The 25,696-nt window shown below is 63.0% G+C and carries 22 protein-coding genes and 2 pseudogenes; 12 read left to right on the top strand and 12 right to left on the bottom strand.

Translation table 11 applies throughout. The features are described 5' to 3' along the window. The first annotated feature begins 3 nt into the window (after window positions 1-3). The 3 genes from FJ959_RS23235 (at window position 4) to FJ959_RS23225 (ending at window position 2,695) form a co-directional block, all read left to right on the top strand. On the top strand, window positions 4-966 hold the full coding sequence (locus FJ959_RS23235) for an ABC transporter permease (RefSeq protein WP_140632282.1): 963 nt from the start codon (window positions 4-6) through the stop codon (window positions 964-966). Window positions 967-969: 3 nt separating this feature from the next. Next, window positions 970-1,923 carry an ABC transporter permease gene (locus FJ959_RS23230; RefSeq protein ID WP_140498342.1) on the top strand — a complete coding sequence of 318 codons (954 nt, stop codon included), beginning with the start codon at window positions 970-972 and terminating at the stop codon, window positions 1,921-1,923. An 88-nt stretch (window positions 1,924-2,011) separates the two neighbouring features. Further along, a complete protein-coding gene (locus FJ959_RS23225; RefSeq protein ID WP_140498341.1) occupies window positions 2,012-2,695 on the top strand; it encodes an SGNH/GDSL hydrolase family protein in 684 nt (227 codons plus the stop codon). Window positions 2,696-2,940: 245 nt separating this feature from the next. Here the strand turns inward: FJ959_RS23225 and FJ959_RS23220 are convergent, their stop codons facing one another. Beyond that, window positions 2,941-3,849 (bottom strand): hydrogen peroxide-inducible genes activator, encoded by a 909-nt coding sequence (locus tag FJ959_RS23220; protein WP_140515065.1) that lies wholly within the window; start codon window positions 3,847-3,849, stop codon window positions 2,941-2,943. Between the two features lie 125 nt (window positions 3,850-3,974). On the opposite strand from FJ959_RS23220, the gene katG reads away from it, so the two are divergent. Next, complete coding sequence (katG, locus tag FJ959_RS23215; protein WP_140632279.1) at window positions 3,975-6,173, top strand: catalase/peroxidase HPI; 2,199 nt, start codon at window positions 3,975-3,977, stop codon at window positions 6,171-6,173. Window positions 6,174-6,250: 77 nt separating this feature from the next. On the opposite strand, the gene FJ959_RS23210 is transcribed toward katG, so the two are convergent. Beyond that, a complete protein-coding gene (locus tag FJ959_RS23210; RefSeq protein WP_140498338.1) occupies window positions 6,251-6,928 on the bottom strand; it encodes an MIP family channel protein in 678 nt (225 codons plus the stop codon). A gap of 318 nt (window positions 6,929-7,246) precedes the next feature. Between FJ959_RS23210 and FJ959_RS23205 the strand changes: the two genes are divergently transcribed. From FJ959_RS23205 to FJ959_RS23185, 5 genes and pseudogenes are all read left to right on the top strand, one after another. Beyond that, window positions 7,247-8,536, top strand: coding sequence for an RsmB/NOP family class I SAM-dependent RNA methyltransferase (locus FJ959_RS23205; RefSeq protein ID WP_140632276.1), 1,290 nt, complete (start codon window positions 7,247-7,249; stop codon window positions 8,534-8,536). 128 nt (window positions 8,537-8,664) lie between these two features. Further along, a complete protein-coding gene (locus tag FJ959_RS23200; RefSeq protein ID WP_027146613.1) occupies window positions 8,665-9,123 on the top strand; it encodes a PaaI family thioesterase in 459 nt (152 codons plus the stop codon). A 134-nt stretch (window positions 9,124-9,257) separates the two neighbouring features. Beyond that, window positions 9,258-9,926 carry a 5'-methylthioadenosine/S-adenosylhomocysteine nucleosidase gene (locus FJ959_RS23195; protein ID WP_140524774.1) on the top strand — a complete coding sequence of 223 codons (669 nt, stop codon included), beginning with the start codon at window positions 9,258-9,260 and terminating at the stop codon, window positions 9,924-9,926. A gap of 54 nt (window positions 9,927-9,980) precedes the next feature. Then, on the top strand, window positions 9,981-11,543 hold the full coding sequence (gene guaA, locus FJ959_RS23190) for a glutamine-hydrolyzing GMP synthase (protein ID WP_140498335.1): 1,563 nt from the start codon (window positions 9,981-9,983) through the stop codon (window positions 11,541-11,543). A 166-nt stretch (window positions 11,544-11,709) separates the two neighbouring features. Further along, a pseudogene (locus tag FJ959_RS23185) lies at window positions 11,710-11,855 on the top strand (Arm DNA-binding domain-containing protein); the annotation flags it as partial. A gap of 137 nt (window positions 11,856-11,992) precedes the next feature. Here FJ959_RS23185 and FJ959_RS23180 read toward each other — a convergent pair. The 9 genes from FJ959_RS23180 to FJ959_RS23140 all read right to left on the bottom strand — a co-directional run bounded on the left by FJ959_RS23180 (window position 11,993) and on the right by FJ959_RS23140 (window position 22,444). Further along, window positions 11,993-12,745, bottom strand: a complete 753-nt coding sequence (locus FJ959_RS23180; protein WP_140632274.1) for a TIM barrel protein — start codon at window positions 12,743-12,745, stop codon at window positions 11,993-11,995. Beyond that, window positions 12,745-13,398, bottom strand: a complete 654-nt coding sequence (otnC, locus tag FJ959_RS23175; protein ID WP_140498333.1) for a 3-oxo-tetronate 4-phosphate decarboxylase — start codon at window positions 13,396-13,398, stop codon at window positions 12,745-12,747. Before otnC ends, FJ959_RS23180 begins: the two co-directional genes overlap by 1 nt. Further along, window positions 13,395-14,660 (bottom strand): 3-oxo-tetronate kinase, encoded by a 1,266-nt coding sequence (gene otnK, locus FJ959_RS23170; protein ID WP_140632271.1) that lies wholly within the window; start codon window positions 14,658-14,660, stop codon window positions 13,395-13,397. The genes otnC and otnK overlap by 4 nt, the downstream gene beginning before the upstream one ends. A gap of 53 nt (window positions 14,661-14,713) precedes the next feature. Continuing rightward, window positions 14,714-15,700 (bottom strand): D-erythronate dehydrogenase, encoded by a 987-nt coding sequence (gene denD / locus FJ959_RS23165; RefSeq protein ID WP_140498331.1) that lies wholly within the window; start codon window positions 15,698-15,700, stop codon window positions 14,714-14,716. Window positions 15,701-15,741: 41 nt separating this feature from the next. Next, window positions 15,742-17,697 (bottom strand): hypothetical protein, encoded by a 1,956-nt coding sequence (locus FJ959_RS23160; RefSeq protein ID WP_140632269.1) that lies wholly within the window; start codon window positions 17,695-17,697, stop codon window positions 15,742-15,744. A gap of 15 nt (window positions 17,698-17,712) precedes the next feature. Beyond that, window positions 17,713-18,651 (bottom strand): ABC transporter permease, encoded by a 939-nt coding sequence (locus FJ959_RS23155; RefSeq protein WP_224619126.1) that lies wholly within the window; start codon window positions 18,649-18,651, stop codon window positions 17,713-17,715. A 23-nt stretch (window positions 18,652-18,674) separates the two neighbouring features. Continuing rightward, window positions 18,675-20,582: a sugar ABC transporter ATP-binding protein gene (locus FJ959_RS23150; protein ID WP_140632266.1), complete on the bottom strand. Its 1,908-nt coding sequence runs from the start codon at window positions 20,580-20,582 to the stop codon at window positions 18,675-18,677. A gap of 80 nt (window positions 20,583-20,662) precedes the next feature. Further along, window positions 20,663-21,646, bottom strand: coding sequence for a substrate-binding domain-containing protein (locus tag FJ959_RS23145; protein WP_140498327.1), 984 nt, complete (start codon window positions 21,644-21,646; stop codon window positions 20,663-20,665). 51 nt (window positions 21,647-21,697) lie between these two features. After that, complete coding sequence (locus FJ959_RS23140; protein WP_140498326.1) at window positions 21,698-22,444, bottom strand: FCD domain-containing protein; 747 nt, start codon at window positions 22,442-22,444, stop codon at window positions 21,698-21,700. 97 nt (window positions 22,445-22,541) lie between these two features. Between FJ959_RS23140 and FJ959_RS32395 the strand changes: the two are divergent. The 3 genes and pseudogenes from FJ959_RS32395 to FJ959_RS23125 all read left to right on the top strand — a co-directional run. Then, window positions 22,542-22,679, top strand: a pseudogene (locus FJ959_RS32395) (tyrosine-type recombinase/integrase); the annotation flags it as partial. A 261-nt stretch (window positions 22,680-22,940) separates the two neighbouring features. After that, window positions 22,941-23,909 (top strand): agmatinase, encoded by a 969-nt coding sequence (gene speB, locus FJ959_RS23130; RefSeq protein ID WP_140515080.1) that lies wholly within the window; start codon window positions 22,941-22,943, stop codon window positions 23,907-23,909. Between the two features lie 17 nt (window positions 23,910-23,926). Next, window positions 23,927-24,559 (top strand): urea carboxylase-associated family protein, encoded by a 633-nt coding sequence (locus FJ959_RS23125; RefSeq protein WP_140515081.1) that lies wholly within the window; start codon window positions 23,927-23,929, stop codon window positions 24,557-24,559. A 75-nt stretch (window positions 24,560-24,634) separates the two neighbouring features. Here the strand turns inward: FJ959_RS23125 and FJ959_RS23120 are convergent, their stop codons facing one another. Further along, window positions 24,635-25,594: a LysR family transcriptional regulator gene (locus FJ959_RS23120; protein WP_140498323.1), complete on the bottom strand. Its 960-nt coding sequence runs from the start codon at window positions 25,592-25,594 to the stop codon at window positions 24,635-24,637. Window positions 25,595-25,696 lie beyond the last annotated feature (102 nt).

The following is a 25,696-nucleotide window of genomic DNA, read 5'->3' as shown; positions in this document are numbered from 1 at the left end:
TCCATGTATCGTAGCCTGTCCAACATCGTGAGTGGCCGGAACACACGGCAGGGCCAATGGGGTCTGCCATTGTTGGTTGCCTTGCTCATTTCGCTGTGGCTGTCGGTTCAGACGACGCAGTTCGCAACGGCCGAAAACCTTTTCAACCTGGTTGCGCAGGCGATGCCGCTGGTCATCGCGGCGGCCGGACAACTCGTTGTCGTGCTCGTCGGCGGGCTCGATCTATCGGTCGGCTCGGTCATCAGTTTCACGACGGCGGTGCTGGCGCTCGACCAGCCGGCGATCGTGCTGATCCCGGCGGTCTTCGTGCTGGCCGCATTCATCGGGCTGATCAACGGCCTGGCGATCACCCGTTTCAACGTCCATCCAATCATCGCCACGCTATCGACGCAGTACATTGTCCTTGGCATCACGCGCATCTTGCGTCCCGTCTCCGGCGGCACCGTTCCGGAGATCGTCATTGCTGCCGTCTCAGGCAGTTTCCTCGGTATTCCTTATACGGTCTTTTGGGGAATCGTCGTGATGCTGTTGGCCTGGAAGCTGCTCTACGGATCGCGATACGGCCTGCATCTGTTTGCGATCGGCGGCGGCATCGCGTCGGGGGCCGAAAGCGCTGCCCGCAATTTCGGCGTCTCCGATCGCCGCAACATCATCCTCGCCTATGTGGTCTGCTCCTGTTTCGCGGCCGTTGCCGGTGTCTTCCTGGCCGGGCGCATCGTGTCGGGTGATCCAAATGTCGGGTTGCTTTTCGAACTCGACACGGTCACCGCCGTGGCACTTGGAGGCACCCAGCTTTCAGGCGGAATCGGCAGCCTGCACGGCACGGTGATCGGCGCGCTTGTGATGGCACTGCTGGCCAATGGCATGAACCTCGCCAACGTCTCGCCCTTTGTCCAGACGGCGATCAAGGGCGGCATTCTCTTGGCCGTGGTCGGGCTGCAATCCCGCAAGAAGATGGGGCTCTGAGCGATGACTGCCGTTCTCGCAAACCCGATCGCCCGGCGTCTGCTTCGCATACCGCCGTCCTACTTTGTCTTCCTCGTGCTTCTGGCCACGCTGTGGGTCGCACGGCCGAACATGCTCAACCTCAACATCATGGGCATCTTCATCAGGCAGATCGTTCCGCTCGGCATTCTCGTGCTGGGGCAGCTCGTCGTCATGCGCGTGAAGTCGATCGACCTCTCCGGCGGCGGCATCATCCTGCTGATCAACTATTTCATCTCGTCGGGCAGTTTCCCGGGCGCGTCGCTGCCCTTCTTCGTCGTACTGGCGCTCGCCACGGGCCTCGTCATTGGCCTGTTCAACGGCTTCATGATCGGCATCCGGCGGGTGTCGGCCGTCATAGTCACGCTGGCCGTCAGCATCATCCTGGTCGGACTGGTGCAGTTCCTGTCGAGCGGCAATCCACCCGGCGATGTGCCGAAACTGTTCAACGACCTCTACAACACGAAGTTCCTGTCGGTTCCGACGCCGGTGCTGTTCTGGATCATGCTGACCGCCGCGGTGTGGCTGCTTCTGTCGCAGACAGTGTTTGGTCGTTACGTGGCCTCTGTCGGCGAGAATGCCGAAGCCGCCCATTTTTCCGGCGTGCCGGTCCAGCGCACGGTCATCCTGGCGCATACGCTCGCCGGCCTGATCGCGGCGATCGCGGCCCTGGTACAGACAGGTTCAATCGCCGTCGGCAGCGTGCGCGTCGGTCTCGACCTGCCGATCCTGGCAGTCGCGGCGACAATCCTTGGCGGCGTCGCCTTCGGTCGCGGCGACGGCGGCGTCTGGGGACCTTTCTTCGGCTCGCTGTGCTTCGCGCTTTTGTTCGTCGTGATGACGGTGCTCGGCATCGACGAACCCGGCAAGCTCATCGCCCAGGGCGTCATCATCCTCGGTGCGGCGATCTTCTACGGAGTGCGCGTGCGAACCTCCTGAATCGAAACAAGGCAAGCCGGCACCGGCGTTAGGGCTGGATCGATAGATCTGCACGTTCAGACAACTGCAAACAGATGGAGAAACATGGATGTCACCGCCAAAAAATATCATGTGCTACGGCGACTCGCTGACCTGGGGCTGGGTTCCGGTCAAGGAAGGGTCGCCGACCTACCGCTACCCCTATGATCAGCGCTGGACGGGTGTTATGGCGGCGGCGCTGGGAGCGGGCTACCACATCATCGAAGAAGGTTTGAGTGCGCGCACGACCTGTCTCGACGATCCCAACGACCCGCGCCTCAACGGCGCCAATTACCTGCCCTCTGCCATCGCCAGCCATCTGCCGCTGGATCTGGTCATCGTCATGCTGGGCACCAATGACACGAAATCCTATTTTCGCCGGACACCCTACGAGATCGCTAACGGAATGGCGAAACTGGTCGGGCAGATCCTGACGAGCGCCGGCGGTATCGGCACGCCTTATCCGGCTCCGAAGGCGCTGGTCATCGCGCCGCCGCCGCTGACCCCGATGCCCGATCCCTGGTTCGAGGGCATGTTCGGCGGCGGCCACGAAAAATCCAGGGAGCTGGCCAGGCAGTACAAGGCGATGGCGGATTTCATGAAGATCGACTTTCTGAATGCCGGCGATTTCGTCACCACGGACGGTATCGACGGCATCCATTTCACCGCTGGCAACAACGCCGATCTCGGCCGCGCGGTCGCCGACAAGGTCAAGTCTATTCTTGAGCCAAGCCGCGCCAGCACCGCCGCCTGAAGTCGCAACGCCCGCCGGCTTGCGACATACAGACCGGATCGCAGACATATCGCATTTGTGACACACATTCATTTGTGACACACATTATGGACCCAACGATGAGCCCGGTTCCGTAATTCTGCCCAACACGTTCCGTGGCACTTGACCCACTTGCTTTTATGAAGACGAGCTATCCACTCAAGCCGTTCAACAGGCGCACATTCGAGGTTTGCCTGGGCCGATAGTAAGCTTGGGCTCCTCGTCCTTCACACCGCCTGCACCGCCGCCGCCAATCCTCGTATGATCTTCGCCAGCTCCCTGCACTCATTGTGCAAGGTGCTGTTGCGCCGCCAGGCAAAGCAGATCGTGCGCTGCGGCATGGGTTCCTGGAACGGCACGATCTTGAGATCGGGGATAGTGCCGGCAGGTCCCGTGGCCATTTCCGGGATCAGCGTCACGCCGAGCCCGTGCGCCACCATCTGCAAGAGCGTGGTCAGGCTGGTGGCGCCGTAGCTTGCCATCGCCACCGGCCGCACATTGCCGCAGACAGCCAGTGCCTGTTCGCGCAGGCAATGGCCCTCCTCCAGCAGCATCAGCCTTTCCAGCGCCGGGCTTTCAGGCGGCACCGGCGGCGAGGCGAAAGCCGGATCGCCTGACGGCACGGCCAGGAAAAACCGGTCGGGGAACAAAGCCTCGGTCACCAGGCCGGGATGGTCGAGCGGAAGCGCGGCGATGAAAGCATCGAGCTTTTGCGACGCGATGTCCTCGACGAGCGAGGCGGTCACCGCCTCGCGCAGTTCGAGCATCAAGTCCGGGAAATGCATTTTCAGCTCGGGCAGCGCACGCGGCAAAAGATAGGGCGCGACGGTCGGAATGATGCCCAGCCGGAAGCGCCCTCCCATGGCAGGGCGGCCACGCCGGGCGATGGTCTCGACCTCGCGTATGTCGGAAAGGATGCGTTCGATGCGCGGCAAAAGGGCTGCCGCCTCGTCGGTCATGCGCACCGATTTGCCGCCGCGTTCGAACAGCCGGCAGTTCAGCCGCTGCTCCATTTCCGCGATCTGCGAGGACAGCGCCGGCTGGCTCACGCCTGCAAGTTTCGCCGCACGCCCGAAATGCAGCGTCTGCGCAAGTGCGTCGAAATAATGCATCTGGCGGACGGTTAGGCCTATCATAAGAAAATCCTATTGAAAGGAACAGGAAAGGCAATTTGTTTTTATCGGCAGGCTGGCCTAGTCTGGAATCATTCCAGGATGGCGGCGCTGGCTGCCCGGAACCCTCGGCAAAATTGGAGTGCAAGATGGACGCGAAAACCGACGACAACAGCGCGGGCAAATGCCCTGTCGCGCATGGACCCGGTGCCAGGACCAACCGTGACTGGTGGCCCAACCAGCTGGACCTCGGTGTTCTCCACCAGCAGTCGAACCTCTCCGACCCGATGGGCGAGGACTTCGACTATGCCAAGGAGTTCGCGAGCCTCGATCTCGACGCGGTGATCAAGGACCTGCACCATGTCATGACGGATTCGCAGGATTGGTGGCCGGCCGACTTCGGCCATTACGGGCCGCTGTTCATCCGCATGGCCTGGCACAGCGCCGGCACCTACCGCATCGGTGACGGCCGCGGCGGCGCCGGCGCCGGCCAGCAGCGTTTCGCACCGCTCAACAGCTGGCCTGACAACGCCAATCTCGACAAGGCGCGCCGCCTGCTGTGGCCGGTCAAGCAGAAATATGGCCGCAAGATTTCCTGGGCCGACCTGCTGATCCTCACCGGCAATGTCGCCCTGGAATCGATGGGCTTCAAGACCTTCGGCTTCGCCGGCGGCCGCGCCGACGTCTGGGAACCCGAGCAGGACGTCGATTGGGGATCGGAAACCAAATGGCTCGACGACGAGCGCTACTCCGGCGACCGCGAGCTTCGCGGCCATCTCGGGGCCGTGCAGATGGGCCTGATCTACGTCAATCCGGAAGGCCCGAACGGCAAGCCTGATCCGCTTGCCTCGGCACGCGACATCAGGGAAACCTTCGGCCGCATGGCGATGAATGACGAGGAGACGGTGGCGCTGATCGCCGGCGGCCACACCTTCGGCAAAACCCACGGCGCCGGCGATGCCTCGCTGGTTGGCGCCGAGCCGGAAGGCGCCGGCATCGAGGCGCAGGGCCTCGGCTGGTCGAGCAAGCACGCGTCGGGCATTGCCGGCGATGCCATCACTTCGGGGCTCGAGGTCACCTGGACCACGACGCCGACCAAATGGAGCAACAACTTCTTCGACAACCTGTTCAACTACGAATGGGAATTGACGAAAAGCCCGGCCGGCGCCCATCAGTGGACGCCTAAGGGCGGCGCCGGTGCCGGCACGGTGCCGGACGCGCATAATCCCTCCAAGCGCCGCGCGCCGGCCATGCTGACCACCGACCTCGCGCTGCGGGTTGACCCGGCTTACGAGAAGATCTCGCGGCGGTTCCACCAGAATCCGGATCAGTTCGCCGACGCCTTCGCCCGCGCCTGGTTCAAGCTCACCCATCGCGATATGGGCCCGGTCGTTCGCTACCTTGGCCCGTTCGTGCCGAAGGAAGAGCTGATCTGGCAGGATCCCATCCCGGCCGTCGACCATGAACTGGTCAGCGAACAGGATATCGCATCGCTGAAGGCCAAGATCCTGGCCTCGGGCCTGTCTGTTTCCGAACTGGTCTCGACCGCCTGGGCTTCGGCCTCGACGTTCAGGGGTTCCGACAAGCGCGGCGGCGCCAATGGCGCCCGCATTCGGCTGGCGCCGCAGAAGGACTGGGACGTCAATCAGCCTGCTGAATTGGCCAAGGTGCTTGCCACGCTCGAAGCCATCCAGAAGACCTTCAACTCCGCACAGACCGGCGGGAAAAAGATCTCGCTGGCCGATCTGATCGTGCTCGGCGGCGTCGCCGCGGTCGAGAAGGCGGCAAAGGATGGCGGAAACGAGGTGAAGGTGCCGTTCACGCCGGGCCGCATGGATGCCTCGCAGGAACAGACCGATGTGGCCTCCTTTGCCGCACTCGAGCCGAAGGTCGACGGCTTCCGCAACTATGTCCGGGGGCCGCAGCCGATGTCGGTCGAGGCGATGTTGGTCGACCGGGCACAGTTGCTGACGCTGACCGCGCCGGAGATGACGGTGCTGGTCGGCGGCCTGCGGGTGCTCGGCGCCAATACCGGCAAGTCCAGGCACGGCGTGTTCACCGACAGGCCGGGCACGCTGACGAACGACTTCTTCGTCAACCTGCTCAGCATGAACACGGTCTGGGATCCGGCCGCCGGGTTGGATGAGATCTACGAAGCGCGCGACCGCAAGACCAAGGCGGTCAGGTGGACCGGCACCCGCGCCGACCTGATCTTCGGCTCGCATGCGCAACTGCGTGCGCTGTCTGAGGTGTACGGGTCCGCGGATGCCGGGCAGAAATTCGCCAGGGATTTCGTTGCGGCGTGGACCAAGGTGATGAACGCCGACCGGTTCGATATCACCGCCTGATTCAGGCGGAATTTTTCCACCCCATAAAAAAGGCGCGAGGCTCGGCCCCGCGCCTTTTCTTGTCCAGGCTTTCGAAATCAGTCCTTTTCGAAGACGCGCGCCTTGGCGACGACGCCGGCAATGGCGCCGCCGATCAGCGGCGCGACGATGAACAGCCAGAGCTGGCTGATCGCGGCGCCGCCCGAGAACAGCGCCGGGCCAATGGAACGGGCCGGATTGACCGATGTGCCGGTCACCGGGATCATGGCGAAGTGGATGCCCGCCAGCGTCAGGCCAATGACCAGTCCGGCGAAGGCCGTCGCATGCCTTTCCGCGGTAACGCCGAGGATCACGGTGACGAAGGTGAAGGTGCCGATCAGCTCCCACAGGAACGCGGAAGAGACGCCCCATTTCGTCTCGTCCCAGCCATTGGCGCCGAAGCCGCCAGTGTGTCCCCCGGCCTGGCCGGAGACGATGATCCACAGCGCCAGCGATGCCAGGATGGCGCCGATGATCTGCGCGATCCAGTAGGGGATGACGTCCTTGGCCGGCAACCGGCCGGCAAGGAACACGCCGAGTGTCACAGCCGGGTTGAGATGCGCGCCCGAAATGGGGCCGATCGCGTAAGCGGCCGCGATAAGGCCGATGCCGAAGGCCAGCCCGATGCCTTCTTGTCCCAGCGGCAGCGCGCCGCCGAAGCCGCCCGTCACCACCGACGCGGTGCCGATGAACACCAACAGGAATGTGCCTAGAACTTCCGCCAGATAAGTCTTCATTGCCCTCTCCTCGTGACGATCCGCCGGTCAAACGCTTTCCGCGCCGCGAATCATGGTGGTAAGAGTATTCCCAACCAAAAAACTTGGAAAGCTGAGCTGTCGTATCCCTACCGTGCTTGCAGCCCCCAGTTAAGAACATTAGAGAGCTTGCATCTATTGACGAACTGCTGTTGACCGCACCGGAAGATTTACTGCTCGAGCGGTTTTCGCCGATCCCAACAGGCGGCCTGCCGTCGCGAGAGGGGGCGGGGTTCAATCTCACCGTGAAAGGCTCTAAGAGCAGACCGAAATGATGCGCTCGATTTGGTGGACTGAAGAATGCGACTAGGCGGACGGCTGGCTGCGGCCATCGAAGTGCTGGAAGACATTGGCCGGCGTCACCGGCCGGTGGCCGATGCGCTGAAGGACTGGGGCCTGTCGCACCGTTTCGCCGGCGGCGGCGATCGTGCGGCGATCGGCAACATCGTCTACGATGCGCTACGCCGCAAGCGCTCGGCAGGCTGGCTGCTGGGCGAGGACACGCCGCGCGCCATCGGCTTCGGCGCCCTGCTGCTCGAATGGGGCCAGACCGCGCGCTCGCTCAACGAAGCGCTCGACGGCGACAAGTTCGCGCCGCCGCTGCTGACGCCCGCGGAACTCCAGGCAACCGACGAGCGGCGGGTTGCCGACGCGCCGCCCGCGGTGCGCGCCGACATACCGGATTGGTGCGAGCCGCTTTTGCAACGCGCGTTCGGTGAGGCCTGGGTCGAGGAGGGCGCGGCGCTCGCCACCCGCCCGCCGCTCGACATCCGCGTCAACACTTTGCAGGCCTATCGGGCCAAAGTGCTGGCGGAACTTGCCGAAACCGGCGCCAAGCCAGCCCAAATCGCGCCCCAAGGCATTCGCATACCGCCGATCCACGGCGACGGCCGGCATCCCAACGTGCAGGCCGAGCCGGCTTTCCAGAAGGGCTGGTTCGAAGTCCAGGACGAGGGATCGCAAATCGCCGCCGCTCTTGCCGGCGCCGAGCCTGGAATGCAGGTGCTCGATTTCTGCGCCGGCGCCGGCGGCAAGACGCTGGCGCTGTCGGCGGCGATGGGCAATACGGGTCAGGTCTTCGCCCATGATGCCGAGAAGGCGCGGCTGGCGCCGATCTTCGACCGCATCCGCCGCTCGGAAAACCGCAACGTGCAGATCGTCACCAAGCCGGCGGAATTGTCGCCGCTCACTGGCCATGTGGACCTCGTCCTGGTCGACGCGCCTTGCACCGGCAGCGGCACCTGGCGGCGGCGCCCGGACGCCAAATGGCGGCTGACGCAAAGGCAGCTCGACGCCCGCAAGGGCGAGCAGATGGCGATCCTCGATACCGCAAGCAGCTTCGTCAAGCCGGGTGGCCTGCTGGTTTACGTCACCTGTTCGGTGTTCGACGAGGAGAATGGCGACCAGGTCGCAGCGTTTTGCCAGCGCAATGGCGGTTTTGCCCCGGTCGACCATCGCCGGCTCTGGGACAGCCGTTTTCCCGGCCATGAAACGGCGATGCGGCTCGGCGCGCTGGGCGGTATCTGCCTGTCGCCGGCGCTGAGCGGCACCGACGGTTTCTACATCTGCGCGCTGCGTAGGGCTTCCTGAATGGAGCGGAAGCGAAACTTGCGCTTCCGCTCTCGAGATCAAATTGCTGCAGTGCAGCATTGGATGATTGCTTGCCGCTCACGCCTCTGCAATAAGCTTTTCCGGCAAAGGTGAAAGCAGCGACGGCCATGGCAGCAAAGATCGTACCCGCTCCGGACTATGAGGACCGCGTCAGGGCGTCCTTCGCGCGCCAGCAGGCGATGGCGACCATCGGCGCCGAATTGACGCTGGTGACGCCCGGCATCATCGAAATCGAAATGCCCTATTCGGCCGCACTCACCCAGCAGCATGGTTTCCTGCATGCCGGCGTCATCTCGACCGCGCTGGACTCGGCTTGCGGCTATGCGGCCTTCTCGCTGATGCCGGAGAATTCCGGCGTGCTGACCATCGAGTTCAAGGTCAATCTGCTGGCGCCGGGCAGGGGCGAGCGCTTCCTGTTCCGCGGCTCGGTGACCAAGCCTGGCCGCACCATCATCGTCGCCGACGGCCAGGCCTATGCCTTCGCCGCCGACGGCGAAGCCAAGTTGATCGCCACCATGACCGGCACCATGATGACGATGGTGGGCCGCGACGGGATTGCTGGGTGAATGGCCGGTTCGCCGCAGGCGAATTCATCGTGCCAGTGGCACGATGAAAGGCCACGAACGCCGGGAGCTGCCGGAGGCAGCGGGTCCCGGCGAGCAGGTGGTGGAGACAGCAGGACAGGGAGGAGTAAATCATCATGACCGATAAAGTGTCGCGCCTGTCCGGCAAGAACGTCCTCTTCGTCATGGCGGTGCAGGCCGAATACGGGCCGCATCTACAGCGGCTGTTTACCCCGCTGATGACCGGTGTCGGCCCGGTCGAGGCAGCCGTCCGGCTTGGCGCCGAATTGTCTTGGCTGAAGTCGCAAGATGCGCTGCCGGACCTCGTCGTGTCGCTCGGCTCCGCCGGCAGCCGGACCTTGGAGCAGACGGAGATTTACCAGGCCATCTCGGTCAGCTATCGTGACATCGACGCCTCGCCGCTTGGCTTTGAGAAAGGCGCGACGCCGTTCCTCGACCTGCCGATGACGGTGTCGCTGCCGTTGCGGATTCCGGGGATAAAGCAAGCCACGCTGTCGACCGGCGGCGCGATCATCACCGGCGCGGCCTTTGATGCAATTGCGGCAGACATGGTGGACATGGAGACCTTCGCCTGCCTGCGCGCCTGCCAGCTGTTCGAGGTGCCCCTGATTGGGCTGCGCGGCATTTCCGACGGCGCGGCTGATCTCAGGCATGTCGGCGACTGGACCGAATATCTGCACGTCATCGACGAAAAGCTGGCGGATGCCGTCATGCGCCTCGAACAGGCGATCGGCTCGGGCTTGCTTTGGACGGGTTCTCCTGGTGACGTGGCGGGACCGTTCTGAAAGTCGGGCTCGCAACCCATTGCGCCGACTCGTTTCTTTCTCTAAACGCTCGCCATGAAAACAGCCAATCAACCCGACACCGTCCTGATTGTCGATTTCGGCAGCCAGTTCACCCAGCTCATTGCCCGCCGCATCCGCGAAGCCGGCGTGTTTTCCGAGATCGTGCCGTTCCAGTCGGCCGAGGCGGCATTCAAGCGCATCAATCCAAAAGCCGTGATCCTGTCCGGCGGTCCGGCCTCGACCACGGATATCGGCAGCCCGCGGGCGCCGCAGATCGTCTTCGAGGCCGGCGTGCCGGTGCTCGGCATCTGCTATGGCCAGATGGCCATGTGCGTGCAGATGGGCGGCGTTGCCGAAAGCTCCAATCATCGCGAATTCGGCCGCGCCTTCGTCGAGATCGAGAAGGAAAGTCCGCTGTTCGAGGGCCTCTGGGCAATCGGCCAGCGTCACCAGGTGTGGATGAGCCATGGCGACCGCGTCATCTCCTTGCCCAAGGGGTTCGAGGTGTTCGGCAAGTCGGAAGGCTCGCCCTTCGCCATCTTCGGCAATGTCGAGCGCAAGATGTATGGCATCATGTTCCATCCGGAAGTGGTGCATACGCCCGACGGCGCCCGGCTGCTCAGGAATTTCGTCCACAACATCGCCGGCATCGAGGGCGACTGGACGATGCGCGCCTACCGCGAGCACGCGGTCGAGGCGATCCGCAAGCAGGTCGGCAAGGGCAAGGTCATCTGCGCGCTCTCGGGCGGGGTCGACTCCTCGGTCGCCGCGCTGCTCATCCACGAGGCCGTCGGTGACCAGCTCACTTGCATCCTCGTCGACCATGGCCTGATGCGTAAAGACGAGGCCGCCGGCGTCGTTTCGATGTTCCGTGAACATTACAATTTGCCGCTCATTCTGGTGAACGCGTCGGATCGCTTCATCGGTGCGCTCGAAGGCGAGGCGGATCCCGAGAAGAAACGCAAGACCATTGGCCGGCTCTTCATCGAGGTGTTCGAGGAAGAGGCCAAGAAACTCGGTGGCGCCGATTTCCTGGCGCAAGGCACGCTCTATCCCGACGTCATCGAAAGCGTCTCCTTCACCGGTGGCCCGTCGGTGACGATCAAGTCGCACCACAATGTCGGCGGCCTGCCCGAGCGCATGAACATGAAGCTGGTCGAGCCGCTGCGCGAACTGTTCAAGGACGAGGTCCGCGCACTCGGCAAGGAACTCGGCCTGCCCGAGAGTTTCATCGGCCGCCACCCGTTCCCGGGCCCGGGTCTTGCCATACGCTGCCCCGGCGGCATCACGCGCGAGAAGCTGGAGATCCTGCGCGAAGCCGACGCCATCTATCTCGACGAGATCCGCAAGGCCGGCCTCTATGACGCCATCTGGCAGGCCTTCGCCGTGCTCTTGCCGGTGCAGACGGTCGGCGTCATGGGCGACGGCCGCACCTACGAATTCGTCTGCGCGCTGCGCGCCGTCACCTCGGTCGACGGCATGACGGCAGATTTCTATCACTACGACATGGCCTTCCTGGGCGCCGCCGCCACCCGCATCATCAACGAGGTCCGCGGCATCAACCGCGTGGTCTATGATGTGACGTCGAAGCCGCCGGGAACAATTGAGTGGGAATGATTCAGGCCCACTCAAACGCCGCCGAAAATACGCCAATCCGCGACTTAAGTACGTCGGAGCAATGAGGCTCGTGACGGTGTTTTTTGCCTAAGGCATAGAGGAAAAAGGAATTTCCTGCCACGAGCCTCCAAATTGTACCGACGGTACTTTTCAGGACGCAGTAGGGTTGTTGACGGATGCCGCCCTTAAGGCGCTGGAACCACAGAATATCTACAAGATTGCTGGCCGAGATGGCCTATATGTCCGGGTCATGCCCGGTGGGGCGATCTCATTTCGGCTTGATTACAGGCGCCGCCTGAACGACGCCAAGAGTTTTGGCGAGTAGCCTAGGTCATCCCGAACGCGGCAGATCCGCTATCGACCGGGTGTTCTCGCGCCTCCTGTCTGGCGTGGATATCGGCTCCGCCGGGGCCGAAAGCGTGCCGCGCCAAGCACGCGCACTCAGGCCTCTAGTGGTCGAAACGCTTCATCCATCCGAACGAATCGGTGACGGGGCGATATTCGGCGCCGAATGCACCATCATAGCCGGCGTCCGCGATTGCGCGCAGGAGCCAGCCATAGTCCACCTCGCCGTGATCGGGCTCGCTACGATCCGGTACGGCGGCGAATTGGATATGGCCGATCTTGTCGGAAAATTGCCTTACCGAGTTAAGCAAATCGCCTTGAATGATCTGCATGTGATAGCAGTCGAACATTACCTTTACCGCACCGTCTGTCGCATCGATCACACGCAATGCGGTGGAAAGGTCGGAGAGGAAATAGCCCGGCGCATCGCGCGGGTTCAGGGGCTCGATCAATATGCCGATGTTGTGCCGTGCCGCCGCCTTCGAAGCGTACCGCAAATTGCCGGTGAACGTCGCGAAGGCTTCGTCGCCGATTGCCTTTCCTGCCATCACATGGATGTTGCGACAGCCTGTTACGGCTGCCCATTGAACCGCCTGGTCGATCGCCGCGCGCGCTTCCGTTTCACGGCCCGGCAGCGCGGAGAGGCCGAAATCACCCGCCCCAACATCCCCCCGGGCCGTGTTGATGCCAAGCAGCGGAAGACCGGTTTCGGCGAGCAGCGCCGCGACCACCGATGCGTCGGTATCGTACGGCCAATGCATCTCGACCGCCGCGAAACCGCGCCGCTTGGCCGAGCGGATCGCATCCGGAAGCGCTAGGTCACGAAAGAGAAATCCCAGATTGGCCGAAAGTTGCATCAGTCGTCCCACTCCACGTCAAAGTGTTCCACCAACTCGCGAATTTGCGGAGCCGCGAGGATCCTGGGCCGCAAGCCCTGGGTGAGAAGCGTGAGCTTGGCCGTTTCCTCAAGTTCCTCCATCGCGTAGGCGGCGGCTTCGAGATCCTTGCCGGCGACGACGGGTCCGTGGTGGGCCAGCAATACGGCCGACCGTTTCCCAGCGAGTCCGCGCACGGCGTCTCCCATCGCCGGATCGCCGGGCCGGATGTAGGGCAGCAGTTTCACCTTTCCCAGCCGCATGATCGAATAGGCCGTCAGCGGCTTGAAGACGCTGTCGGGATCGATGTCGGGCAGAAGCGAAACCGCGACAGAATGGGTCGAATGAAGATGGACGACCGCTCCGGTGCGCGCGCCGCGTGTCTCGTAGAACGCCTGATGCAGCGGCATCTCCTTCGTCGGCTTGTCGCCGTCCAGGAACCGTCCCTCAGCGTCGAAGAGCGACAGGCGGGCGGGGTCGAGCGCGCCAAAGGACGATCCTGTCGGCGTGACGAGCAGCCGACCATCGCCGAGGCGGGCGGAGATGTTCCCCGAGCTTCCCGCAGTGAGGCCGCGCGCGAACATGGACGCAGCGATGCTGCAGATCTGATCCCTGAGTCTTGTTTCATCGCTCATCGTAGAACGCCTCCCGTAAGGACGTCGGCTGCCTTTTCGAAGAACCCGGCCGAACCGAAATTGCCCGATTTAAGGGCGAGCACCATATCCGGGTCACGGGCCTTCAACGCCGGAACACCGGGGTCGATCTCCGGTCCGATCTCGAATGACGAAATGTTGAGCGCTGATACGACGGCCCCCGATGTCTCGCCGCCCGCCGTAACCAGCCGGCGTACGCCACGCGCCGAAAGCTGACGCGCCAGTTCGCCGAAAAAACCTTCAACCGCCGTCGCGACGCGCTCCTTCCCGTAGCGGTTCTGTGCGGCGGCGACGGCTTCGGGATCGGCCGACGAGAACACCAGTGGCAAGCCGTGGTGCTGATGGCCGATCGCCCACTCGGCATATTCAACAGGATTGGCCGTGCCGTCCACGACCGCATCCACCTCCACAATGCGCGTCGGATGGTTTTTCCGGTGCTCGGCAATCTGGCGCCGGCTCATGGTCGAGCACGAACCGCAAAGCGCGGCCCCTGGCCCCTGTATTCCCTTCCAATGCGTGGCCGCCGTGCCGATCAACCCGGCCCGACGAAAGTTGGCCGGAAGTCCCAGCGCTATTCCCGAACCGCCGCTGAGCAGAACATCGGCTTCGGCAGCCTCGCCAATGGCGATAAGGTCCTTGTCCTGGATGGCGTCGACCACGACGTAACGAGAGCCCCTGGCGGATGCTGCCTCCAGCGCATCCCTGATCGGGCCGCTTCCTTCCGCCACGACGCTGTAGGGGATATGACCGATCCCACGCCTGGTCTGTCGCGCGAGCCAACGCCGCAGATCGGGATCCGTCATCGGCGTAAGCGGATGCTTCTCCATGCCGGATTCGCTCAACAGCTGATCGTTGACGAAAAGATGCCCCTGGTAGATCGACCGGCCGGTTGCGGGAAACGCCGGACAGACGATCGCGCGTGCCGCTCCCAACGCGTCGCCAAGAGCGTCCAGCACGGGACCGATATTGCCTTCGGGCGTCGAGTCGAATGTCGAGCAGTACTTGAACAGATATTGGCGGCAGCCTTGGCGTCGAAGCCACTCCAACGCCGCGAGCGACTGCTTCACCGCCTCCGAGGCGGATATCGTTCTGGTCTTCAGGGCAACGACGCCCGCGTCAACCGAGCGGTCGGAGGCGGTGTTGGGAACGCCGTTGTACTGGACCGTGCGCATGCCCCCCTTTGCAAGCGTGTTGGCCAGGTCGGAAGACCCGGTGAAATCATCGCCTATGCAGCCCAGAAGCATCGGAATTCCCCAGTTTCAACTTTCACGGAACTTTGGTGACCATGCCCTAACGGTTAAGGGATGGTCTTCGGGGCGTCGTCCGCCAGGTAAACCGCGATCAGTTCGTCGACCGTGCTTTCGGCCACAAAGCCCAGACTGTTGGCCAGCCTGGGCGTGAAGGATTTCGGCCACCCGGCAATAATGGCCTCGATCGCCTCGTCCGGCGTGCGGTCTATCAACGCCTCGGCTTCGGCCCCTGCCACGCGGCGGAGCGCGGCAATCTGGTCGGAGACCGTGGCCGCGACACCCGGCATGTTCAGCGTGCGCCGGGCGCCCAGCGCGGATGTATCGAGCATCGCGGCATGGATGAGGAAGGCTACCGCCGAGCGCGGGCTCGCCAGCCAATGCTTGACGGTCTCCTTCACCGGCAGCACGGAGCGCTGCCCGGCGAGTGGCTCGCGCAGGATGCCGGAGAAGAAGCCCGAGGCTGCCGCGTTGGGAGCGCCGGGCCGAATGACGATCGTCGGCAGGCGTATCCCGACGCCGTCGAGGAAGCCGCGGCGCGAATAGTCGGCCAGCAACAGCTCGGATATCGCCTTCTGGGTGCCGTAGCTGGTCAGCGGGGCAAGGATGTAGTCGTCGGGAATAGGGTCGGGCAGAGGCGCGCCATAGACAGCAACCGAGGAGGTGAACACCAGCCTGGGGATATATTTCCGCCGGGTTCCTTCCAGCCGGATCGCCTCGAAAAGAGCGCGCGTGCCGTCCATATTGATGCGATAGCCCTTCTCGAAATCGCGTTCCGCTTCGCCGGACACGATGGCCGCGAGATGGAAGATCACATCCGCGCGGCGCGCGGCCAGATCCTGCGCTGCGCCGGGAGCGGAAATATCGGCGGCAATGGCTTCGACAAAACCTATGTCACCGGTTGGCACCGGCGGCTTCGTCACGTCCGCCAGCGTCATCCGGTCGATCTTTCGATCTCCAAGCGATGCTGTCCGCGAAAGCTCGGCCGCGAGTTTGCGGCCGATCATTCCACCAGCGCCAATGATGAGTATATGCATGGATGCTCCGTTCTCTTCCGGGACTGGTTTGTGATGCCGCTTCAGACCTGCCTGAGCGCGCGCACGACTGCGTAGGCTTCGAGCGACAGGGTTTGCGTTCCGTCATGCGTCAGCCGATCGAGCAGATCCGGTTGGCGCGATGCCGCGACGAAAGATGAGGCGTCAAGAATTGCAGCGCGCGCGAAGCCTTCGGGGAGGCGCACCTCCAGCGCGTTGGGCGAGGGGTTGCATAACCACAGCTCGGTGCCTTTTTCGGTAACCGCCGCGATCCCTCGCACTGCGCCAGGGACCGACGATCGCAGCGGACGGAGCGGGCAGCCTTTGAGCTTCGCCAGGCCTCGCACGATGTGCCAGACAGGATAGAGCTCGCCCTTGCCTTCGAACCAGGGCTGCGGAAACGACGTCGGCACGGAGAGGACGCCGAACGGGCCGACCGCGGCGCCGAGCGCGATGGCCGCCGCGCCGCCTTCCGCGAAGGCGGCGAAGTAGCCGAGGTTCCAGGCCGCTCCCATGACGCCCCGCTGGCGCGGATCATTGAAATTGACCGCCTGCCGGATGTTGGCGGGATTGGCGACCGGCGCTTCGCCATAGGGATTGTCGCGCAACCCGATTGCGGACGGCCCAACGGAATATGGGCGGCCCTTGGCGATCGCCGGCACGGTCCTGACAATATGCGGCAGGCATTCGAGCGTCTCCATCAAGGAGCGGTCGTCACCAGCATGAAAGATCGCCGCCGTCGTGAATGTCACGAGGTCTATCGCCTCGGCCGGGGGACGTTTGCGGTTGAGCTCGGTGAAGAAGCTGAACATGCCTCCGCCGATGCGAGATGCGGGGAAGGCCGCGCGCGCGGCCGCATAGAGCTTCGCCGCATCCGGCGCTGGCGGCCAGATGCTGCCGGGCAGCGTGCATTTAAGATCGGGTGCGGGCGACACCAGAACCGTCGTGAAGCGATGATCGAGCCTCGCGGCCACCTTGCCCAGGGAGTCGATTTCCGCCGCGGCGCCAGCATCGTCGGCATGCTCGACCACTGCTTCGAGCCAGGGTTGGGCGCCCATTGCGATGGCGATCTCGACCTGCCTCGCCAGCGTTTCGGCATCATGGCCGAGCCGCGGATCGTAATGGCAGATGACATGGGCGACGCCGAGCTGGGCAAGCGTCTCGACATGCCGCAATGCGGCCGAAGCGTCATCGGGATGCAATCCGACGCCGAGAGGTGGAATCGCGTCCGCCGCCTCGCCGAGCGTCAGGGCGGCGATGCCTCCCGCCTGACGCGACGGACCCTTGGGAGAGCCCTTGACGGTCAGGGTGATCTTCTGTTCGACGACCTCGCCGGGCTCGATCCTGTATGGCCAGGGCAGAGCGAGGGGACGAACATAGGTCTTGTAGGAGGCGTCGGTCCAGTTCCGCTGGTCCTCCATCTCGAACGCGTCGCCCTCCATAAGGCAGCTGACCTCCAGCCCGCCGGGAGTACGGTGCGAGATTTCACGCAGATCCATCATCGGCTGCACCGGATCGATCTCCACAGGAAACCGTGTCTCGACCCTCTCGCCGCTTGTGTGCGTGATCGTGGCGGCCGCGCCGCTTATGCCCTCTATGGGATGCAGGACGACAAAGCCGGTCCGGTTCGTGAGAAGCCCGGTCGGCGTGGTTCCGCGAGCCGAATAGGTCAGAACGCCTGCCGCGGTACCAGCGATGCCCACGTCATAGCCGAAGGTCTCGCCTTTGCTGGCAACGCTTGCGCGATAGGCCACACGAAAGCGATCGTCGTCCTTTTCGACGACCAGGTCGGTGATCTTCGGAATGAGCGTCGCCCAGTCCTTGTCGCGGACCACGAACGAGATTGCGCGGATCACCTCTTCGCCATGCATGCGGCAGTCGCGCAGGTTCGCGCCGTCGAAAAGCACGCTGAGGGGCCCGGCGCTCAGTAGCCGCTCCTCTGCCGGTAGTTCTTCGGTGCCGTAGAGGCGGACGGCGCGGGAAGGATCGGACTGTGTCATAGGATTCTCCTGGTCTCAAACGCGGCGCGATTTCCAGGTGATGAGGCGCTCGGCCAGCAAGGCGAGGATGATGATGGCGCCGATGGCGGTCCCCTGCCAGAACGGCGAGACGCCGAGCAGGTTGAGGCCATTGCGGATCATCACCATGATCAGAACCCCCATCAGCGTGCCGAATATCGTGCCTCGTCCGCCGTAGAGGCTCGCGCCACCGATGACCACGGCCGCGATGGCGTCGAGTTCAAGCTGGTTCCCCCCGATCGGGTCAGCCGACATGATCTGCGCCAGCGAAAAGGTCATCGCCGTCGCCGAAAGGGCACCGGACGCCACGTAGGGAAAGATCGAGTAGAAGAGGGTGTTGAGGCCGGCCGCCCGGGCGGCTTCAATGTTCGAGCCGACCGCGTAGATGGTTCGCCCGCCCTTGGAATATGTCAGCCACGCCCAGGTGGCGAGGTAGAGCGCGATGAGGAAGATGACGTTGGCGGGGATGCCCAGCAGGTTCGTGTAGACGATATTCTGCAGCCCCATGGGCAGTCCCGAAATCGAGCGCTGTCCCGACACGATGTAGGCGAGACTGCGCCCCATCGCCATGACCCCGAGCGTCACCACGAAGGGGGCCAGGCCGAACACTGCGATGAGAACGCCGGAGAAAAGCCCGATCAGGGCGCCGCAACCTATGGCGAGCGCGATCGCCACCGGAATGGGGAATTCCTTCAGGAGTAGGGCGAGGATGATGCCGGTCACGCCCGCGACCGACCCGACGGAAAGGTCGATGCCGCCAGTCAGGATCACCAGGGTCATGCCGACGGCAACTATGCCAAGCACCACCGATTGGTCGAGTATGTTGAACATGTTCCGCTCGGTGAAGAAGTGCGGCGAGATGAACGACAGGATCACCGCAAGCACCATGGCGAGGCAGAGCATCCGGAACTCAAGCGTGCTGGCGAATCTGGGCATCGCAAAGGATCGTGTGGGCGCGTTCATGCGTCGATCTTTTCGTCTTGAGGTGTATCGAACAGGCCGGCGATCCGGGCCGACAGGGCCCCGGCGTCCGGCAGCCTGGAGCCGGCCGGCAGGCTGAGCCCGATCCATCCCAGATCGTGCCCTCGGCGATTGGACAGTGGTGCAAGCAAGGTAGAGCGGCCGTCATTCTCGGTCACGATGCCGGGTTGACGCCTTCCAAGCGCGAGGGGGATTGCCGTCTCCTGCGCAAGATAGACATGCCCGGCCGCGAGTCCCATCGTTGCACCCGGCGTACCCTCGGCGAGGGCGAGGCAGACGAACCGGTCGTCGTCGATCAATCCCCAAAATGCCGTGCCGCCATGGCTGGCGACAAGATCGCGCAGGAATGCCGTGTTGCGCTCGGCTGAGCTTCGGGGCGCGGCGAGCAGCGTCAGGCTCTCTTCGCTCAGTCGCGAGGCGGGCAGGTCGGCGATGGTATAGCCGTCACTCACCACGACGACCCGCTCGCAGATCCCCAGTAATTCCTGGAAATCCGAGGAGATCACGACTACGGCTATCCCCCTTTCGGCCACCTCGCGCAGCAGCTCGTAGATTGCCTGGCGTGTCCCTATGTCGACGCCTTTCGTAGGCTCGTCGAGGATGAGCACTTCGGGCTCGATCAGCAGCCAGCGCGCGATAATGATCTTCTGCTGCATGCCGCCGGAGAAGTGCAGAAGGTTTGCATCCATGCGGTCGGTCGGAAGGTCGAGACGCGAAATCAGCTCGCTGGCCTGCTTGCGGCGCGCCGAATGGCCTCGCCCGAAACCCCTGTGCTTGCCCATCTGGGCGAGGAAGAGATTTTCGCCGACCGTCATGTCGGGCACGATGTTCTGGGCCCGCCGGTCCTCGGCGACCATTCCGAGACCGGCGCGGATTGCCGCGATAGGGCTGTTGGGGGCAATCTCCTTGCCGCCGACAAAGACGCGCCCGCGGCTGCGGTGGCGCAGTCCGAATATCGCTTCGGCGCTCTCCGAGCGTCCAGCTCCGACAAGCCCGCCGAGGCCGAGAATTTCACCCCTGCGCACCGTGAACGAGACGTCACGCACGAAAGGCGGGGCTTTGAGCCCAATTACCTCCAGAGCCACCGGCTGCTCGTTAGTGGTCACTCGCGAGACGGCCTTTCGATACACATTTCCGATGTCGCGTCCCACCATGTGGCGGATGACGTCGGCCTGCGTGAGCCCCGCCGTGGGCACGCTTTCGGCCACGGTCTTGCCCTCGCGCAGGATTGTGACGCGATCGGTGACTGCGAAGACCTCCTCGAGCCGATGCGACACGAAGGCGAGTGCCTTCCCGCTGTTTTTCAGCCGCCCCATGATCTCGAACAGCCGGTCAACCTCGATCGGCGAGAGGGAGGCCGTCGGCTCGTCGAAGATGACAAGATCGGCGTTGAGGGCCAGCGCCTTGGCTATTTCGACGAGTTGGCGTTGCGCTGCCGAGAGCCGGCGCACCTCGATGTCGAGTGGCAGTACGTGGTCGTGGCCAAGTTCCGACAGGATGGTCTGCGCCCTGTGTCGCAACTGGCTGAAAGACAGACGGCCCGGCATCGCGTAGCTGGGCAGGAAGATATTCTCCAGCACGCTCATGTCGGGCGCCAGGCTGGTTTCCTGTGCCACGAGGGCAATGCCGGAACGCAGCGCGTCGCGCGCGGATCCGACGGTCAAGGGAGCACCCTTGAAGAGTATCTCGCCCGACGAAGGCGGCAGGTGTCCGCAAACGATCCGTGACAGCGTCGATTTTCCCGCGCCGTTCGCGCCCAGCAATCCGCAGATCTCGTACCGGCAGAGCGCTATCGACGCGTTGCTGAGCGCGTAGGCGTTCCCAAACAGGCGGGTGACGCCACGAGCCACGAGAAGCGGCTCGGGAATCTTGCTGCTGTCTACCATCCGAGGACACACTCCAAGTGGTACGAATAAAGCGTCCGGGGGAGGTTGCCCCCGGACGGCCTATGTCGGCCAGGCCCCGATTACATCTCGTTGGCGAAGACCGTTTCCTTGATGGTTGGAAGCTCCTGCTCGATGTTCTTGCTGGTCACGATCTTGATCGGCACGAGGATTTTCTTTTCGGGAGTCTTGCCGCCGAGATGGTCGACCATCGCGCGTCCCGATTCCTGGCCCATCAGATACGGCTGCTGCATGCCCGAAACGACCAGTTCGCCCGACTGCAGCAACGGCACGAATTCCGGCACGCCGTCGAATCCGGCAACCAGCACGTCGCCGGTGAGGCGGGCCGCCTTGATTGCCTGCAACGCGCCCAGCGTCGGGCCGTCGGTCTGGACGAAGAGGCCCTTCATGTCCGGATTCGCGGTCGTCATATCCTGCGTGAACTTGAAGGTTTCGTCCGCGGTGTAGGTCTGCATCTGCTGCAGCCCGGCTTCCTTGGTGATGCCAGCCTCTGTCATCGCGTCCTTGAAGCCCTTGGTGCGGGCCTGGCCGTTGAGGCGGGCCTGGCTGATGCCGACAATGCCCACGCTGCCGTCCTGCTTGCCGGCGGCCTTCATTGCCTCGGCCAGCGCTTTGCCGACGCCGTTCGCGCCCTGATAATTGTCAGAGATGATGAAGGACACATAGTCGCCGCTGTCCGTGCCGATGTCGGCGATGACCACGGGAATGTTTGCCTGCTTGGCGAGATCGAGCACGGCCGGCGCGGTTGAACTGTCTGTCGGAGAGATGATGATCCCGGCGACGCCGCGGGCGATCGCGTCCTTGGCATTTTTAAGCTGGGTCTGGGCATTGTTGCCCGAATCCAGCGCCTGATAGGTGTAGCCTCCCTTGGTTGCGACATTCTCGATGCCCTTGGAGAGGTATCGCCAGAAGGCAAGATCAAGGCCTGGAGTCAGATAGACCAACTCCTTGGATTCGGCGAGAGCGGCGGTCGCCGTCCCGGCAATGCCGGTCAGCGCGACAACGCCCGCGAGGGCTGCGGTGGCAAAAAGGCGTCTTGTCAGCATGGGAACTCCTCCTGTTGTGCTGCATGGTTGCCCGGCAATCCGCCCCTATTCTTATCCCTTTCGAGCGGATTGCGTTAAAAGCTGCTTGGTCGTGGTGTAGATGCGTGTTTCGTGGACCGCGAAGGCCCTTGCGGCCGCCTCGGAATCGCGCGCCTCAAGTCCCGCAAGAATGGCACGGTGATCGGCGATGCTCGTTGCGATGCTTGAAGGCTGGGCGACTGCTCGCCGCCGATGGTCGAGAAGGTAGGAATAGAGATCGGCGGCGATATCCGCCAGCGCGGCATTGCCGCCCGCCCGATAGATGGCCGTGTGAAATTCGCGATCGCAAATGAGGAAGCGAACGGGATCGTCGATCGCCGCTTCCTGCGCCTCGATCGATTTTTGCAGGGTCTCGAGCGTCGCGGCTTCAACCCGGACGGCCGCGGCCCGCGCCACCTGATCTTCGATCAGCAACCGCGCCTCATGCACGTCGTCAAGACTGTACCTGGAAATGTCGCGATAGCGGGCCGATTGGACCGCGAGTTCCCCGACTTCCGTCGAGGCCACCACTGTCCGCGTGCCTTGGGCGACGGAAAGGATGCCCTTTGTGGAAAGGATTAGGATCGCACCGCGCACCGTCTCGCGGCTTACCGACAAAGCGCCCGCAAGTTCACGCTCGCTTGGCAACGGGTCCCCCACGTCAAGAATGCCGGTCGCAATGAATGTCGCGATCTTCTGGACGACGAAGTCCTTCATCGAATGCTTCGGCACGCCGCCAAGCGCACTCCCGTCGTCGGTCAGAATCGCTCGTAGGTCCATCCGTCCTTACATCCGAAGAGGTCTAGTGGTCCGGTATATGTACCAGTAGGCCTGCTTCAGCTGTGCGTCAATAGCGAGACGCGGCCGTCAAATCTCGGCTGACAAGAGATATTGCTTTGGGAGCGGTGAGAACGTTCTCAGCCCGCATACTCTCCGGCACAGCTTCGCCACTCACCTGCTTGAGCAGGATGTCGACATCAGCGTCATCCAGGTGCTGCTCGGGCACAGCAAGCTCGAACGACAGCGCTCACCGGCGGAGCGGGAGTCTTCCTTCCATCGATTTCGGGCTGCTCTTGTTCTAACCCTAATACGGCCAATTTCCGGATAAATCGATATGAACGCCCGATACTCGTGATGGATAGGAGTGGCGGGACCATGCTAGCCACGAGGCAGACAGACCGCAGGCCTGTCGTGCTTCACTCCAGCTTAAGCGCTTCGGCTCATATCGAAGGTCGCTGCCGGATGGCGTGAGGGTTATCCGAAAGGGAGAGTCTCGATGTCTGGACACGGGTATGAGGGTGGGCGGCTCGATCTCCCCTTCGTTGGGCTTAGCACCTTCGGTAAACGGCCGATCTGCCTTGATTGGGACAAGATCGACGCGGATGTCGCCGTGCTGGGTGTGCCCTTCGACATGGGGACCCAGTACCGCTCCGGTGCACGTTTCGGCCCCCGCGCCATCCGCGAGGCCTCGACGCTGTTTTCCTTCGGTCATGCCGGCGCTTACGACCATGAGGACGACCAGATCTATCTGCCGCTCGACAAGGTGCGGATCGTCGATATAGGCGACGCAGATATCGTGCATACCGATACCGTGGCCAGCCACGCGAATACGGAAATGGCGGTCCGCAAGATTCTTGAACGCGGAGCGCTGCCCGTCGTTCTGGGCGGCGACCATGCCATCAACATTCCCTGCGTCAGGGCGTTCAGCGAACATGGCCCCATTCACATCGTGCAGATCGATGCGCATCTCGACTTTGTCGACGTGCGTCATGGCGTGCGCGAAGGACACGGCAATCCGATGCGCCGCGCGGCCGAACAGTCGCATGTTAGCGGCCTCAGCCAGATCGGCATCCGCAACGTCTCCTCGACCGCCCGCGACGGTTACGAGGATGCGCGCCAACGCGGCTCGACGATCCTTTCCGTCCGCCAGGCGCGCAAGCTCGGGGTCGAAGGTGTTCTGGCGACCATTCCGGAAGGCGTACGCTACTATGTGACGATCGACATCGACGGTTTCGATCCGTCGATTGCGCCGGGCACTGGCACGCCTAGCCATGGCGGCTTCCTGTATTATGAAGTAATGGAAATGCTCCGGGGGCTTGTGAAGCGCGGCGACGTCGTCGGCATCGACCTCGTCGAGGTGGCCCCGGCCTACGACCCTTCGGGCATCACCGGCTTTCTCGCAGCACAGGTACTCCTGAACTTTCTCGGCTATATCTTCGTCGAACACGAAGCGCGCGGACGCTGAACGAAAGGAATTCAACGATGCCAACAAACGCAAGTAACGGTCAGGTTCACGTCATTCCTGCCCGCCAGGGCGTGGCGACGCGCGTTGCCCAAGGCCAGGTGATCACCGTCATCAACACCCACGGCACCCAGGTGGTGGACACCTGGGCCTTCTGCGCCGACGATATCGCGGAATTCATGTCGATGGAGCACAGTCGTGGAGCCATGCTCAAGGTGAACCCGAAGAACGGCGACACGCTGTGCAGCAACAGGCGGCGTCCGATGCTGACCCTGATACAGGACACGTCGGGTGGCGTGCACGATACGCTGATCGCCGCCTGCGACCGCTATCGCTACCAGCAGTTGGGCCATGTCGGGCACCATGACAACTGCACCGACAATCTGGCGACGGCCCTCGGCGCGGTCGGGCTGACGCCACCCGAAACCCCTTCGCCGCTCAACCTGTTCATGAACATTCCCGTCGGCGAAGACGGTTCGGTCACCTTCGAGGCACCGGTGGCGGGACCGGGCTCCTATGTGTCGATGTGCGCGGAAATGGATTTGATCGTCGCGTTCTCAGCCTGCCCCCAGGACCTCATTCCGGTAAACGGTCAAGGCTGCGTTCCAACCGAAGCGCATTATCGGATCGACGCCAAGGCGCCGCGCCTTTAAAGCGCAGCCCAGCATCCAGACCATTGATCCCGAAAAGCGGCTCCCGCTTTTCGGGATCAATGCATAAAGGAGTTTTTACATGCCGCGTACCTTGGGCATCTTGTTTTTTGCGTCGGCGGCTTGCCCTTTTCCGGCCGATTTTTCGGCACTCCCCACCCTTTTGCGCAGTTCCTGAAAAAAAATCCTCTGCGACAGCGACGCTTTCTTGTGCTTTGGCGCGATGATGACGAAGGGCGAGCGGATCTGCGCCTCGGGAATAAGCAGCGCCTTAAGCCGGTTGTTCTGTCTAAACGTGACGGTCATGTGATCCGGCAGATAGCCGACGAAGTGGCCGCTCAGGATATACATTGCCTGCGCCTCGATATTCGAAGCATAGGCGCCGACATGCGCGTTGGGGAAATGCTGCAATTCCGACTTGTTGGCATAAGGGCGCACCACCATCTGCGATGCTTCCACATCAGCCTTTGTCACCAGCTTGCGGGAAAACAGCGGGTGGCGCTCGCTGCAGTAGAGCGAGTTGATTTCATAATGGAACTCGGTCTGCGAATAGCCGGGCAGCAATTTGATGCGGGGGGAGATCGCGAAGTCGATCCCGCCCTTGGCGGTTTCCGCGATAAGCTGTTCAGGCGAGCCGATGGTGATGCGCAGATCGACTTCGCTGGCTTTCTTGATGAACTGATGAATGACGTCATCGAGGCCCAGGGCTGAATCGGTAACGGTGGCATCGACGATCCCGACGCGCAGCACACCCGTCGCCTTGGAGCGCAGTTCGCCCAGTTGCATCTCGAACGCCGACAGCGCTGAAGTCAGCGAATGGGAATATTCATAGACCGCGGTGCCCCTATCGGTTAGTTCGAAGCCGCGCCTGCCGCGTTGGCATAGCGAAAACCCCAGCCGTTCCTCCAACGCGTTGATTTGGAAACTGATCGTCGATTGGCTCATCGCCAAAGCAAGCTGTGCTCCGGTAAATCCGCCATGCTCGACCACCGAGCGGAAAACCCTGAGCGCACGAATGTCGGCAACCGACAGACGCATTCTGACACTCCTCCCTGAGCCTCTCAGACGGTGTCGGGTATCAGCCTTACATCGCCAACTTCGATGTATAGTCTATTCCTTCCATGTTTATCAAAGATTCAA

Origin of the sequence: Mesorhizobium sp. B2-2-4 (genome assembly GCF_006442375.1) — a bacterium.
In the GTDB taxonomy this organism is placed as follows: domain Bacteria; phylum Pseudomonadota; class Alphaproteobacteria; order Rhizobiales; family Rhizobiaceae; genus Mesorhizobium.
This window is presented reverse-complemented; position numbering and strand designations above follow the sequence as displayed.